This is a genomic window from Candidatus Thioglobus sp. (assembly GCA_028228555.1).
Classification (GTDB): domain Bacteria; phylum Pseudomonadota; class Gammaproteobacteria; order PS1; family Pseudothioglobaceae; genus Thioglobus_A.
In genome coordinates, this window is record JAOJBP010000006.1 from 39,786 (window position 1) to 54,427 (window position 14,642).

Annotated in this window: 17 protein-coding genes and 1 riboswitch; of the genes, 13 read left to right on the forward strand and 4 right to left on the reverse strand. The window is 37.4% G+C overall.

The features are described from left to right. Window positions 1-3 precede the first annotated feature (3 nt). From ccmA to miaB, 10 genes are all read left to right on the forward strand, one after another. Window positions 4-606, forward strand: coding sequence for a cytochrome c biogenesis heme-transporting ATPase CcmA (gene ccmA, locus N9Y32_04375; GenBank protein MDB2590248.1), 603 nt, complete (start codon window positions 4-6; stop codon window positions 604-606). Then, window positions 603-1,268, forward strand: coding sequence for a heme exporter protein CcmB (gene ccmB, locus N9Y32_04380; GenBank protein ID MDB2590249.1), 666 nt, complete (start codon window positions 603-605; stop codon window positions 1,266-1,268). The genes ccmA and ccmB overlap by 4 nt, the downstream gene beginning before the upstream one ends. Window positions 1,269-1,424: 156 nt before the next feature. After that, window positions 1,425-2,558: a methionine adenosyltransferase gene (metK, locus tag N9Y32_04385; protein MDB2590250.1), complete on the forward strand. Its 1,134-nt coding sequence runs from the start codon at window positions 1,425-1,427 to the stop codon at window positions 2,556-2,558. 33 nt (window positions 2,559-2,591) lie between these two features. Further along, window positions 2,592-2,669: riboswitch (S-adenosyl-L-homocysteine riboswitch) on the forward strand. Window positions 2,670-2,690: 21 nt separating this feature from the next. Next, window positions 2,691-4,061, forward strand: coding sequence for an adenosylhomocysteinase (gene ahcY, locus N9Y32_04390; GenBank protein ID MDB2590251.1), 1,371 nt, complete (start codon window positions 2,691-2,693; stop codon window positions 4,059-4,061). A 223-nt stretch (window positions 4,062-4,284) separates the two neighbouring features. Continuing rightward, window positions 4,285-5,268 (forward strand): hypothetical protein, encoded by a 984-nt coding sequence (locus N9Y32_04395; protein MDB2590252.1) that lies wholly within the window; start codon window positions 4,285-4,287, stop codon window positions 5,266-5,268. A 120-nt stretch (window positions 5,269-5,388) separates the two neighbouring features. Further along, on the forward strand, window positions 5,389-6,288 hold the full coding sequence (gene glyQ / locus N9Y32_04400; GenBank protein ID MDB2590253.1) for a glycine--tRNA ligase subunit alpha: 900 nt from the start codon (window positions 5,389-5,391) through the stop codon (window positions 6,286-6,288). Window positions 6,289-6,294: 6 nt separating this feature from the next. After that, window positions 6,295-6,867 carry a VTT domain-containing protein gene (locus N9Y32_04405; GenBank protein MDB2590254.1) on the forward strand — a complete coding sequence of 191 codons (573 nt, stop codon included), beginning with the start codon at window positions 6,295-6,297 and terminating at the stop codon, window positions 6,865-6,867. Beyond that, on the forward strand, window positions 6,857-7,423 hold the full coding sequence (locus N9Y32_04410) for a M23 family metallopeptidase (protein ID MDB2590255.1): 567 nt from the start codon (window positions 6,857-6,859) through the stop codon (window positions 7,421-7,423). The genes N9Y32_04405 and N9Y32_04410 overlap by 11 nt, the downstream gene beginning before the upstream one ends. A 17-nt stretch (window positions 7,424-7,440) precedes the next feature. Then, the gene (locus tag N9Y32_04415) at window positions 7,441-8,478 is read left to right on the forward strand and encodes a mechanosensitive ion channel family protein (GenBank protein ID MDB2590256.1); all 1,038 of its coding nucleotides are present in this window, start codon (window positions 7,441-7,443) and stop codon (window positions 8,476-8,478) included. Window positions 8,479-8,493: 15 nt separating this feature from the next. Further along, window positions 8,494-9,813, forward strand: a complete 1,320-nt coding sequence (miaB, locus tag N9Y32_04420; GenBank protein ID MDB2590257.1) for a tRNA (N6-isopentenyl adenosine(37)-C2)-methylthiotransferase MiaB — start codon at window positions 8,494-8,496, stop codon at window positions 9,811-9,813. On the opposite strand, the gene N9Y32_04425 is transcribed toward miaB, so the two are convergent. The 4 genes from N9Y32_04425 to N9Y32_04440 form a co-directional block, all read right to left on the reverse strand. After that, complete coding sequence (locus N9Y32_04425) at window positions 9,806-10,264, reverse strand: hypothetical protein (protein MDB2590258.1); 459 nt, start codon at window positions 10,262-10,264, stop codon at window positions 9,806-9,808. The genes miaB and N9Y32_04425 overlap by 8 nt on opposite strands. Next, the gene (locus tag N9Y32_04430; protein ID MDB2590259.1) at window positions 10,254-10,943 is read right to left on the reverse strand and encodes an SCO family protein; all 690 of its coding nucleotides are present in this window, start codon (window positions 10,941-10,943) and stop codon (window positions 10,254-10,256) included. The genes N9Y32_04425 and N9Y32_04430 overlap by 11 nt, the downstream gene beginning before the upstream one ends. Continuing rightward, window positions 10,944-11,438 carry a copper chaperone PCu(A)C gene (locus N9Y32_04435; protein MDB2590260.1) on the reverse strand — a complete coding sequence of 165 codons (495 nt, stop codon included), beginning with the start codon at window positions 11,436-11,438 and terminating at the stop codon, window positions 10,944-10,946. It lies immediately after the preceding gene. 69 nt (window positions 11,439-11,507) lie between these two features. Next, complete coding sequence (locus N9Y32_04440) at window positions 11,508-11,846, reverse strand: hypothetical protein (protein MDB2590261.1); 339 nt, start codon at window positions 11,844-11,846, stop codon at window positions 11,508-11,510. 154 nt (window positions 11,847-12,000) lie between these two features. On the opposite strand from N9Y32_04440, the gene N9Y32_04445 reads away from it, so the two are divergent. From N9Y32_04445 to hflD, 3 genes are read left to right on the forward strand one after another with little or no spacing between them, the layout of a single operon-like run. Next, window positions 12,001-12,918, forward strand: a complete 918-nt coding sequence (locus N9Y32_04445; GenBank protein ID MDB2590262.1) for a PhoH family protein — start codon at window positions 12,001-12,003, stop codon at window positions 12,916-12,918. Further along, window positions 12,911-13,996, forward strand: coding sequence for a tRNA 2-thiouridine(34) synthase MnmA (gene mnmA / locus N9Y32_04450; protein ID MDB2590263.1), 1,086 nt, complete (start codon window positions 12,911-12,913; stop codon window positions 13,994-13,996). Before N9Y32_04445 ends, mnmA begins: the two co-directional genes overlap by 8 nt. Beyond that, entirely contained in the window at window positions 13,989-14,630 is a 642-nt protein-coding gene (gene hflD / locus N9Y32_04455) for a high frequency lysogenization protein HflD (GenBank protein MDB2590264.1), read from the forward strand. The genes mnmA and hflD overlap by 8 nt, the downstream gene beginning before the upstream one ends. Window positions 14,631-14,642 lie beyond the last annotated feature (12 nt).

Genomic DNA, 14,642 nt, shown 5'->3' on the forward strand with positions numbered 1-14,642 from the left:
ATCGTGTCATCTCTTGTTGTTAATAATCTTGAGTGTCAAAGAGGATACAGCCAGATTTTTCACAATCTTTCTTTTCAAGTTAACGCCAAAGAAGTTCTTAGAATTACAGGTACAAATGGCAGTGGAAAGACCTCACTTTTAAAAATATTAGCAGGTATCAGCATTCAAGAGCAAGGCGATGTAAAGTTAGATGAACACCCTGTTAAAAGTGACGAATATCAGCAAGAAGTTTTCTATTTAGGCCATCAATCAGCACTCAGTGCTGAGCTAACTAGCCTTGAAAATCTTGAATTTTTAAGTGCTTTAAATCACCCCATTGACCAGTCCCTTCTTATTAAAGCATTAGATGACGTTGGTCTTAAAGGTTATGCAGATGAAACTTGCGCCAATCTTTCTGCTGGTCAAAAACGACGTGTTATTCTAGCCAGTTTATTTATCTCTAAATCTAAGGTTTGGCTACTTGATGAACCTTTTACTGCGCTGGACCCAAAAGGAGTTGAAATTGTTGAAAATATAATTTCGCAACATTGTGCGAATGGCGGGCTATGCTTATTCACCACGCATCAAGATTCAGCACTACCTAATCAACGCGTTATTTCGTTATGAACATCTACCTACAAACTTTAAGCCGAGATTTGCGCATAGCCATTAGAAATCCTTCTAGCATTCTAAACCCTTTGTTATTTTTTATTATATCTGTCTCACTTTTTCCGTTAGCCATAAGTCCAGAAGCAGCAACGTTATCTCAAATTGCTGCTGGCATTATTTGGGTTGCTAGTATGTTGGCCGTACTTCTATCTCTAAACACTTTATTTCATAACGATTTTGAAAATGGCGTCTTAGAACAAATGATCGCATCACATCAATCATTGCCACTACTCATACTTTCAAAGATTACCGCTCATTGGCTCTTAACTGGTATTCCAATTATTTTGCTATCGCCTTTTTTAGGTGTGCTTTTATTTTTAGACAATGAGAGTGTTAAAGTATTAATGATCACCTTATTACTCGCCACACCAAGTTTAAGCCTCATTGGTAGTATTGGCGCTTCTTTAATTGTTGGTGTTAAGAATTCAGGCATGCTGTTATCTTTACTTATTTTGCCACTTTATATTCCTATTTTAATATTTGCTTCAAGTGCAGTCTCCCAAGCGCAATTTGGCCTGGATATTAGTTCTCAGCTGTATTTCCTGGCCCTATTTCTAGTGCTCAGTTTAATGAGCGCGCCCTTTGTGAGTGCCGTCGCCTTAAAAATAAGTTTAGAATAAAGCTTTTTTATTTGTTATAATGTTTTCATACACGCTGATTTGTCCCGATTGCTAGCGTTACTACCCAGAGTAGTTAAATTAAGCTAAAGCAGGTGTTTTTCTTCATTAAAAAACCCTTCTTGATAAGGGTTTTTTAATGTTCATATGGAGAACAAAATGATATTTACTTCTGAATCTGTTTCGGCAGGACATCCCGATAAAGTTTGCGATCAAATTTCTGATGCTATTTTAGATGCAGCACTCACGCAAGACAAAAATTCACGCGTTGCTGTGGAAACTCTAGTCAAAGATAACCATGTTGTTTTAGCGGGTGAAATCACCACAGGTGCTGACATTGATTACGAAAAAATCGTACGTGATACAATTATTGGTATTGGCTACGACAAAGAAGAGTATGGTTTTAATGGTCATACTTGTGACCTTATCAATCTGTTAGGCGAACAATCTCAAGATATCGCCATGGGCGTTGATGAATCATCAGATCATGAGCAAGGTGCTGGTGATCAAGGCTTAATGTTTGGTTATGCTTGTAATGCGACTGACGTTTATATGCCGGCGCCAGTGTTATATGCACATCGCTTAGTTGCTAAACAAGCTGAGTTGATGAAAAATGGCCAACTACCTTGGTTACGTCCCGATGCAAAATCACAAGTCTCTTGTATTTATAAAGATCATAAAATCGTTGGTATTGATGCGGTAGTTCTATCAACTCAACACGATGCAGATATCTCTCTTGATGATTTACGTGAAGCAATTTTAGAAGAAGTTATTAAGCCAGTTCTTCCTAGTGAATGGCTAAGTAACTCAACCAAATTTCATATCAATCCAACGGGTAATTTTGTCATTGGTGGCCCTGTAGGAGATGCAGGTTTAACGGGTCGAAAGATTATTGTTGATACTTACGGCGGCATGGCTCGTCATGGTGGTGGTGCTTTTTCTGGAAAAGATCCATCAAAAGTTGACCGCTCTGCTGCTTATGCAACCCGCTATGTTGCTAAAAACATTGTGGCAGCTGGATTAGCTGAACGTTGTGAAGTTCAGGTTTCTTACGCCATTGGTGTTGCTGAGCCCACTTCAATTAGTGTTGAAACTTTTGGTACAGGTAAAATTTCTAATGATGCTATTGAAACACTCGTTCGAGAACACTTTGACTTACGCCCTAAAGGTCTAATCGCTATGCTTGACCTTAAGCGTCCTATTTACCAAAAGACAGCAAGTTATGGTCATTTTGGTCGTACGGAAGATGATATTACCTGGGAAAAAACTGACCGGACTCACTTGTTGAAATAGTTTTTAACACATAAGATTTGGTATAATAACCAAACTGCCAAGGAGCGTTGCGTTGAATTTTTTTTTCAATCAGGCTTGGTGATCTTCATAATCAAACGACGCTCATTTTTTAAATTTCCTAAAGGAGAAAAAATGAGCAACTCAACAATTAAAAACAACGACTTTAAAGTCGCCGATATGTCGTTAGCCGATTATGGACGTAAAGAAGTAGAAATGGCTGAAGCAGAAATGCCTGCTTTAATGACATTACGCGATAAATATCGTGACGAACAACCACTAAAAGATGCTCGCATCTTAGGTTGTATTCATATGACTATTCAAACAGCAGTTCTTATGGAAACCTTGGTTGACCTGGGTGCACAAGTGCGCTGGTCAAGTTGCAATATCTTTTCAACTCAAGATCATGCAGCAGCAGCAATGGTTGCTGCGGATATTCCAACATTCGCCTGGAAGGGTGAAACTGAAGAAGAATTCCTATGGTGTATTGAGCAAACTATTTTAGAAAATGGTAAGCCTTGGAATGCAAACATGGTACTTGATGATGGTGGTGATCTAACTCAGATGTTGCATGAAAAATACCCAGCTATGCTAAATGACATTCACGGTATTAGTGAAGAAACTACTACGGGCGTTCACCGTCTACTTGAGATGATGGAGCTAGGCACACTAAAGGTACCAGCTATTAATGTTAACGATTCTGTCACTAAAGCAAAAAATGACAACAAGTACGGCTGTCGTCATTCACTTAATGATGCTATTAAGCGTGGTACTGACATGCTAATGTCTGGCAAAAAAGCATTGGTTATTGGTTATGGCGATGTGGGTAAAGGCTCTGCACAATCGTTACGTCAAGAAGGCATGATTGTTAAAATTTCTGAAATTGATCCAATCTGTGCCATGCAAGCTTGTATGGATGGCTTCGAGATCGTTTCACCTTATATCGATGGTATTAATACCGGAAAAACTGAGAATATCAATAAATTATTATTATCAACCACTGATCTTATTGTCACCACCACTGGCAACATGAATGTTTGTGATAGCGCTATGCTACAAACTATCAAAGAAGGTTCTGTAGTATGCAATATTGGCCATTTTGACAATGAAATCGATACTCAATTTATGCGTGATAATTGGCGTTGGGACGAGGTAAAACCTCAGGTTCATCGTGTTTATCGTAGTGATGATAAAAATGATTACCTAATCTTATTATCTGAAGGTCGCTTGGTCAACTTAGGCAACGCTACAGGACACCCAAGTCGTATTATGGATGGCTCATTTGCTAACCAAGTATTGGCACAAATGCACTTATTTGACGCAAAATTTGCAACTAGAGGTGGCGATATCTACGTAGAGGTTCTTCCTAAGAAACTTGATGAAGAAGTGGCCGCTGGCATGGTTGGTGGTTTTGGTGGTGTGTTAACAACACTGACAGACGCACAAGCAAGTTATATTAAGGTTAATAAGGAAGGCCCATTCAAGCCAGAATCTTATAAATACTAGATTCAACCTTTAGTAAAATAAAAGTGCGACCTTTAGGTCGCATTTTTTATGCCATTTTGATTATTTGCCAAATTTATACATAAATAATAAAAAAAACCTAAAAAAGACCATAAAATAGAGAAAATATCTTAAAAAAGACTTATAAATAGCACTTTTTATCTCTTTTTAGGTGTTTTTTAAGATAAATTATCAGTATTTTCATTTTTTCTTAAATAAATTAATCATGATAGATCCATTATTTACCAGCAACACTCAATTTGAACAAAATTTCTATCAGAGCTTAGACGCCATGCTCAAGCATAATGAACCTGGCGTATTTATTTTGGTATTGGCTAATGCTTTGGCTGATGAAAAACTATGGCGCCAACTCAAGCCAAAGTTATCTGAAAAGTTCGAACAGCTTAAAGCTAAAAAAATAGCAGGATCAGCTGATGATATTGCAGTTTTTGATCAGCTAAAAAAAATAGATTTTGCCGAGCTTGATATTATTAAATACAAGCAGATTGGTGGGTTTGAATTGCAATACAACCCGCTTCGGGCTTTGCGTCCTCAGCGAATGTCAAATGCTAAAACCAAAGGTATAAGTGAAGGTTTTAATGAGAGTGGCTTTCACTTTAATAAAGATTTCTTACAAAAAGAGTTGTTTTTTAAAGGTCAGCTTTTCTCTAAAGACATCTCACTTTTTTATAATAAATTTCCCTTTGCAAAATACCATGGTCTTGTCGTTGTTGAGGCAGATAAAAATCATCCGCAACTTCTCACCCTGCAGCTTCATCAATTTGCTTGGATGATGGCAAGTGCTATTGGGCTTAATATTAAAGGTTTTACTTTGGCATACAATTCTTATGGCGCCTATGCTTCGGTGAATCATTTTCACCTGCAATGTTTTATTCGAGAAAACCCACTACCCATTGAAAATGATGAAAAATATCCTTTGATCAGCCATTGGTTTAATTCAATGGGTGATGCTTGGGAGTTTATTGAAAGTTTGCATCGTGATGAACAACCTTATCATCTAATTTATCGAGATCAAGCTGTTTTATGTGTGGTTCGCCAGCGTCAGGATGATTATAAACATGAAAGCTGGACATCTGGCTATGCGTGGTATGAAGCATGTGGTGGCATTAACACAGCTACTTTAAATGACTATGATCACCTAACAGAAAATGAACTTAAAGCAGAATTACTTAAACTTAAAATAACCTAGTTTAGTTTTTTAGTATTTCACAATCCCTATCAAGGTTTATCTATTGATAAAAGCCCAATCTAATAGCGCTTGATGCGGTAAAATTTTTGTAATTTTTAGACTAATTTCAACCGACTTATTATGTCAATTTCAGATTTAGATGCAAGCGCATCGTTTCAAAATTTAATCTTAAAACTACAAACTTTTTGGGCCTCAAAAGGCTGTACATTATTACAACCTTTTGATATGGAGATGGGCGCAGGCACCTTCCATCCGGCTACTTTTTTAAGAGCTGTTGGTCCGGAACCTTGGAAAGCGGCTTATGTGCAACCTTCGCGCCGCCCTACTGATGGACGTTATGGTGAAAATCCAAATCGTCTTCAGCATTATTACCAATTTCAAGTTATTCTTAAACCGTCTCCTAAAGATATTCAAGATTTGTATTTAGAATCTTTAAGTGAGATTGGTATTGATTTAAGTAAGCATGATGTGCGTTTTGTTGAAGACAATTGGGAATCTCCAACATTGGGCGCTTGGGGTTTAGGCTGGGAGATTTGGCTGAACGGCATGGAAGTTTCTCAATTTACTTATTTTCAACAAGTCGGCGGTCTAGCTTGCAAGCCAGTATCTGGTGAGCTAACTTATGGCTTGGAGCGTCTTGCTATGTATCTCCAGGGTGTTGACAGCGTATTTGATTTGGTTTGGACTGAGGGCGTTAGTTATGGTGATGTTTTCCATCAGAATGAAGTTGAGCAATCGACTTATAATTTTGAAATTGCTGATACCGATGTATTATTTAAGCAATTTGACGAAGCAGAATCAATGAACGAACTACTCATCGAAAAAGCTCTACCCTACCCAGCTTATGAGCAAGTGATGAAAGCCTCTCATTTATTTAACTTGCTTGATGCACGTCACGCTATTAGTGTGACAGACCGTGCAAGATTTATTCGCAGGGTGCGTGCTATGAGTCAAAAGGTAGCGCAAACTTACTTTGATTCACGAAAAGCTTTAGGCTTTCCAATGGTTCAAGACTCTTAAACCTTAATGCAGATTTTTTCTAGAATTTACCAAAAAACTCTGGACTGGGCGCAAAGTAAGTTTGCCATTTATTGGCTATCGATTATTAGCTTTTTGGAATCTTCAATTCTTCCTTATCCACCACCTGATGTTTTATTAGCGCCAATGGCACTAAGACGCCCTAACAAAGCTTATCAATTTGCTTTGATTACAACCCTATTTTCAGTTTTGGGTGGTCTTGCTGGGTATTTGTTGGGCGATGTGTTGCTTGACTTTTTACTAACTGCTGAGCTAATCAAGCCAGATGCCATTACATCAGTTAAAGGATTTTTTGATCAATATGGTATTTGGGTTGTCGGTGTAGCGGCTTTTAGCCCCATTCCTTATAAATTGGCCACCATTACTGCTGGCAGTATGGCGATGGCACTATTGCCTTTTATTTTGATTTCGTTACTCGCTAGAGGAGCGCGTTATTATTTAATAGCTGGCCTGGTTAAAGCTTACGGAAGTCAATGTGATCAGTGGTTACAAAAATACATTGATCGTTTAGGTTATGGTTTAATTGTTATTGTTATTTTTGGAGCTTGGTATGCTAGTTAAATGGTTAAGCGTTATTTTGTTAGTATCACTCAGTGGGTGTTATTCCTCAGCACCTAAGCAGACTGTTATTGTTGTTGAAAAATCTAGTCATTTAGAAAACATTAATCAACAAAACTCTCAAGTTGAACGCCCAACCAAGAAAACCAAAAGGGCGACAGATGAATACGCCTCAAAAACTCCACAAAATAAACCTCAACAGGCGAATAAAAAACAGCTTAATAAATGGCAAATTCCAGTTAATGCTAGTGTGAGCAAAGCCTTTTCTAAAAATCATCAAGGCTTAACTTTTAACACGCAAGCAGAACAAGAGATTCACGCCATTCGTGAGGGCAAGGTTATCTATATTGGTAATAAAATGAAAAGCCATGGCACTATGGTTGTTATTCGCCACCCATTAGGGTTTTATAGCACTTACACCCAAAGCCAATCTTTGAGAGTTGCTGTTGGCGATAAAATTAAGAAAAATCAAGTCATTGCCAGCACTAATGGTCATCCGTTTTATTTTGAAATGAAAAAATTCAAACAAACGATTAATCCACTCAAATACTTAAAATAAACGCTAAAATATTAATTATGAATGATTACTTACAAAATATGTCGCCCAATCAAGTTATTGGTATTTTACTTATTGTAGCGATGATTGCACATGTGGCTCTTGGCTTCATTTTAAAACAGGTCGGTAAGCACACAAGTAAAACCAAAAACCAGCTTGATGATCATCTGGTTAAGTCAGTTTCTACTCCTTTAAAAACCTTAATTTGGTTTGGTTGGCTCTACTTTTCTATTGTGGCTTTCGAAGGGCAAATCGAGGTACTAACTTCAGTGATTGGATATATTAATATCACGCCAATCTTTATTGTTACCTGGGGTGTGGTTCGCATGATTTCTGGCATCGAGACTTACCTAGTTGAAGAAGATAATAATGTCGATAACGACTCAGTGAGATTGTTTTCAAGATTGATCAAAATTTTAATTGTTACCGCTATTTTATTAGGCATTGCTCAATTTTTAGGTTTTTCAATTTCAAGCTTACTAACATTTGGTGGTGTTGGTGGTATTGTGATGGGTTTTGCTGCCAAGGATATGCTAAGCAATATTTTTGGAGGACTTATGATTCAAATGGATAAGCCTTTTTCTACAGGCGACTGGATTCGCTCCACGCAATTTGAAGGTACCGTTGAAAAAATTGGCTGGCGCATGACACGTATTCGCACTTTTAGCCTAAATCCAGTCTATATTCCTAACTCAATTTTTGCCTCAATCCCTATTGAAACTCCTTCGCGTATGACTAATCGTCGAATCAATGAAGTGGTTGGTATTCGCTATGATGATATCAAGCAAATGCCACTGATTGTTGCAGAAGTTGAAAGTATGCTTAAAGCGCATAAAAGCATTAGTCAAACTCAGTCTCTACGTGTGTTTTTTAATTATTTCAACGCTTCCTCTATTGATTTTAATATCTACGCCTTTACCAACACAACCAGTAAAGATGAATACCAAAAAATTAAGCAAGAAATCTTACTGACTGTGGCAAGTATTATTGAATCTCATAATGCTGAGATCGCCTTCCCAACGCAAACATTGCATGTCCAGAATAGCTCTGCACCTTAGTAGTAAAATTTTATTATGAACAAATTACACATTCGCACCTTCGGATGCCAAATGAATGAGTACGACTCAGACCAAATGGTTAACGTGCTGAAACACTCACACAATTTAGAATTAACCGATAAAGCAGAAGATGCAGATGTATTGCTACTTAATACTTGCTCTATCCGTGAAAAAGCTCAAGAAAAATTATTTCATCAATTAGGTCGCTGGAGAAAACTCAAAGTTAGTAATCCTAATTTAGTGATTGGTGTGGGTGGTTGTGTTGCTTCACAAGAAGGAGAGTTAATCCTTAAACGAGCGCCTTATGTTGATATTATCTTTGGCCCTCAGACTTTGCATCGCCTACCAACAATGCTTAATGAGGTATTGGGTGACAAAAAAACCAGTATCGACATCTCTTTTCCGGAAATTGAAAAATTTGATCACCTACCCGAGCCTAAGTCAGATGGTGTTAGTGCATTTGTTTCTATCATGGAAGGTTGTAGTAAGTATTGTACCTTTTGCGTGGTTCCTTATACGCGCGGAGAAGAGGTTTCTCGTCCCTTTAATGACGTCATTAAGGAAGTAGAAATACTGTCCAAACAAGGTGTTCGTGAGGTTAATTTATTGGGTCAAAATGTTAATGCTTATCAGGGATTAATGGATGATGGAGAATTGGCTGATTTGGCATTTTTGATTAATATTGTCGCACAAATTGACGGCATTGATCGTATTCGTTACACCACTTCCCATCCAGTTGAGTTTTCAGATTCTCTTATTGAAGCTTACGCCGAAGTGCCTGAGCTGGTTTCACATCTACATCTACCTATTCAAAGTGGTTCTGACAAAATTTTAGGATTGATGAAGCGTGGCCATATGGCTATTGAATACAAATCGAAAATTCGAAAATTACGAAAAATTCGGCCTGATATTTCCATTTCTAGCGATTTCATTATTGGCTTTCCAGGTGAAAATGATCAAGACTTTGAAGACACCATGACGCTCATCAACGATATTGGTTTTGACAAATCTTTTAGCTTTATCTATTCTGCTAGACCTGGAACGCCTGCAGGTAGCTTCGTTGATGATGTTGATATGCAGGTAAAAAAAGATCGACTAGCACGCGTGCAAAAAACTATTGATGAGTCAACCGAAGTTATTTCTAAATCTATGGTTGGTAGTGTGCAAAAAATATTAGTAGAAAACAAGGCTAAAAAAAGTGATGGTATGTTCGGTCGCACCGAAAATATGCGAAATACACATTTTGCAGGCGATGAATCGCTTATTGGTCAAATTGTTAATGTTAAGATCACCGCTGCTCGCGGCAATTCTTTAGTAGGTAAGCTTGTTAGTTAGCCTTGTGCGTCTCGAATGGGAATGAAATACGCCAAATAGTTTGCCCTTCTTGAATCCTAACATGCGCCAACCAATGCATAGTATCAAGCATACATAGTGATAAAAAACCCTTTCCCGTATACTTTTCATCATCTATTTTATTGAGCAGGTAAGAAGGCAAATGATGATCAATCTCAATGCCTTCAAAACTAACCGATATTTCATCTGCATCCAAGCCGTGCGTTAATACACTTAGTGATAGAGCTTGAGTGGTAGGAATGCCTCGTGGTGTAATACTAAACTCAATGCTTTTATCATTATCTAAGCTTACCATGCAGATTGATTTTGATATTTGACACTTTGCCACTTGAATATCATGGGTAACAGAGCGTTCACCAATCCATTGATATAGATAACCACCAACAATAAGCAAACTTGCCAAAACGGCCAGAAGGGTATTTTTATTCTTCAAAAGCTTTGATTAATAATTCGATATCATTAGCCATGTCACTCGCCTTATGTGGTGTTGGAAAGCCGGCTAAAACTTGCCCATCAGGACTCATTAAATAGACTCTAGCCGTATGATTAATCACATAGCCCTTATCTATCGCATCCTTAGGTAATGGCTCATGCTTTTTAAGCGTTCTTGGCTTGCCCGCTTCATCATAAACCACGCGCTCGTAATACGCACCTAAATCCTTAACCAATTGATCAATTTGTTGGGTATCGCCCGATACACCGATAAAGGCTTTATCAAAATGAGAAACATAGGTTTTTAACACCTTGGGTGTATCTCTTAGAGGGTCAAATGTAATGGCAACGACTTTAGGAATAATACCTGAGCGCTTATTTTCAAGCTGAGCTTTCAACATGGCCATATTGGCCAGCTCTGTTGGGCAGACATCTGGACAATGAGTATAGATAAACAATACCAACGACCAATCACCCATAAGACTGTTGTTATTAAACACATCGCCATTATGATCACTCAAAGAGAATGTAGATAATGGCCTTTGTGGGTTATACATGATTTGTGCTGAGGCTAATTTAGCATTTAAACTTCTATAATCCTTGCTACCATTTAAAGAATAAAGTACTGCAGCAATCAACAAGATAGCCGCGCCAATAACCATAAAAAACTTGGCGCTCATTTAATGCATCGAATGATGTTTCATCATCATTCTACCTTTTCTAACTGAAGCTTTAATTGTATGAGTACTGCCATTATCAAACTTAAGATTCACGCTAACCTGCTCATCCTCACTTGGCACTTTCTCTGGCCCAATTAACATAATATGCCAGCTACCAGGTTTTAAGTGTAGCTCACCTTGTGCAAGGATTGGCATAAATGCCTGTTTAACCATTTTCATAACACCATGGCTATCAATTGTTCTGTGCAGCTCAATGCGCTTATAGCCCTTAGCATCGGCAGAAATCAGCCTAAGCTCCTGATCAGTATTATTACTAATACTCATAAACAAGCCTAACGCAGGTGCATTAATAGGTGCTGAACGAATCCAGGGGTCTGTAATGGTGATTTGATGATTTACATGATTGTTTTGTTGTGCGTGAGATGCGGCATTTGTCGTTGTTATACTGACGAATGCTACTAACATAAATAGTATTTTTATAATATTGTTTAACATGGTTTTATCCTTTTAACTGTATAGTATTTATCCCACTATCAATCATCAGTAGGATTGTAAAAATTTCTATTAGCTAAAAAAAGGTGGTGCGCGAATGGCAAAAGATTGAAATAAATCGCTTAACTGGGTATTTTTTTGAATCGCTGAAGTGTCAATTACACCCTCATCAAACCTTTTATTAACGCTCTCAGTATTTGGGCTTATAACATCTAGCGAGCTCAAAGCCAATAAACAAATTGGGCAATTTAAATTATCGGCGTGTTGTGGCGTATTATCGTCCCCAATCCAAACTTGCTGATAGCCTTGTATTGTGCAAACAACAGCAAACTTTCCATTTCCCTGTGACTCTGAAATTAACGCTGAAGCTGCTGGAGATAATAGCTGAAATAGCATGACTAATATTGTCATATGAATAGCGTATAGGGATTTATTGCCCATCATTAAACGCATATTTATCTATTTCCCTTGCTATGTATATAAATCATTTTATCATAACGTATTTTTAAATTCTAATAAGACAACTGTTTTTATTGTTGCCAGCAAAAATGCTAAAATATATTTTATGCATATTACTCTAGAAATTGATAATTCTGAACAACTGGCTGATGTTTGCGGCTCGTTTGATCGAAACATACAAACCATTGCAAAAAGTCTTGATGTTGAAATTAACAACAAAGGCGGAGAGTTTGTTATTCATGGCGATAACAAACACTTAGCTGCTCGAATTTTGCAAGATTTAAGTATGCTCAGTAAAACTCAATCTATTGGTGTACATGACGTAGAAATGAGCATTAAAGCCTACACTGATGACGATATATCCAGTGAATCGGTTAACATTAAAACTAAGCGAAAATTTATTCATGTGCGTTCAAAAAATCAACAACATTACGTTAAAGCCATTAAGGAGAAAGATTGCACTTTTGGCATTGGACCTGCAGGCACAGGAAAAACTTATCTGGCGGTTGCACGCGCGGTTGAAGCACTTGAATGTTCAGATGTAAGACGCATCGTATTGGTTCGTCCTGCTGTTGAAGCAGGTGAAAAACTTGGTTTTTTACCTGGAGATCTAACCGAAAAAATTGATCCTTACTTACGTCCAATTTACGACGCTTTGTATGAAATGATTGGCTTTGATAAGGTTAATAAGCTTTTGGATAAAAATACTATTGAAGTGGCGCCTTTGGCCTTTATGCGCGGACGCACGCTAAACGAAGCCTTTATCATTTTAGATGAAGCTCAAAATACCACAACCGAACAAATGAAGATGTTTTTAACTCGTATGGGTTTTGGCTCCAAAATGGTTATTACAGGCGACGTTACTCAAATTGATCTTGCTCGACCTAATCAATCAGGCTTACTTCATGCTATGAAGGTTTTAGAAAGCGAACCTAGAATTTCTTTTTGTCATTTTCACTCAAGAGATGTAGTTCGACACAAATTAGTACAGCGTATTGTTCAGGCTTACGAAATCTTTGAATAAGCCTGAAAAAATTATTGTTGGTCTATCGGGTGGTGTTGACTCATCTGTTGCAACGCAAATGCTATTAGAGCAAGGCTATGAGGTAGAAGCCTTGTTTATGAAAAACTGGGATGAAGATGACAAAGATGGTCATTGTACTGCTGAGCAAGACTTATCAGATGCACAAAAAGTAGCTAACAAACTAGGTGTTAAACTTCATAGTATTAATTTTTCAGCTGATTATTGGGATGATGTTTTTGAGCATTTTTTACAAGAGCATAAAAAAGGTCGAACGCCCAATCCTGATGTTCTGTGCAATCAAAAAATAAAATTTAAAGTTTTTCTTGAGCATGCCCTATCACTAGGTGCTGATAAGATAGCTACTGGACACTACGCCAGAATTACTCATGAAAATGACAGCTACCAGTTAAAAACAGGACTGGATGATAATAAAGATCAGAGTTACTTCTTGCATCTTTTAAATCAAAAGCAACTAAGTAAAAGTTTATTTCCATTGGGTGCGATTAGTAAAACTGAAGTTCGTGAATTAGCTAGAAAACATGGCTTAATTACTGCTGATAAAAAAGACTCAACTGGCATTTGTTTTATTGGGGAGCGTAATTTTTCTGAATTTTTACAAACTTATCTACCTAAACGACAAGGAAATATTGTTGATGAGCAGGGAAAGTTTATCAAACATCATCAGGGCTTGGCTTTTTATACTATTGGCCAAAGAAAAGGTCTGGAAATTGGGGGTGGCTTTAGCGATTCACCTGCGCCTTGGTTTGTAGCCGATAAACGTATTGACTCTAATGAAATTTTGGTAGTCCAAGGTGACCACAAGCTTTTGTATCACAACACCCTTACCACTTCGAATTTACATTGGATCGATATTCAACCAGAGGTACCTTTTAATTGTATGGCAAAAATTCGATACCGACAAGACTCACAAGAATGCAATGTTGTTAAGGATGGCAATTCAATTAAAGTTATTTTTAAAAATCCACAAAGAGCAATCACGCCAGGGCAATCTATTGTTTTTTATCAAGAAGATATCTGTTTAGGTGGCGGAATTATTGAGAAAAGAAGCAATGAATAAATTAGAAAACCAAACCTTAGCCTTAGCGGGAATCTTACAAAGTGCTGCACTCGTTGATCAACTCGCTTCAAAGGGTATTTGTCATAGTGAATGCTCTAGTGCAAGCTTAAGCAGTATTGTTAATACAAGTTCAAATGTAATTGATATCTTTGACTCTAAAGCTGAGCTATCTGTTGGTATGTCAACTTTAAAAGCTGTACTTAGTCAAAAGACTAAGTCTATACAAACTATTACTTTTTACGCTTTATCACTCATCAATCTTGAGAAGAAATTAATGAAAAATCCAGGTTTATTAGATACAATTACAACTGAGATTAATACCTTTAATAAACAAACATTCTTTGAAATCACTCATGCTAACTCAATTGCACGCCTAGGTGAGCTATACAAATCTACCTTAGGTGGGTTAAATCCAAGAATTATGGTTAAAGGTGAGCAGCTATATTTATCTAACAATCGCACTGCTAATCATATTCGAGCATTGCTTTTATCTGGAATACGAGCAGCATCTCTTTGGAAATCCCAAGGTGGAAAGACCTGGCATTTATTCATTTATAAACGCAAAATATTAAAGGCAATAGAGGCAATAGAAAAACCTGGTGGCCCATCAGAAAACCTGGCACAGTCCCAGTAATTTAATTTTCAA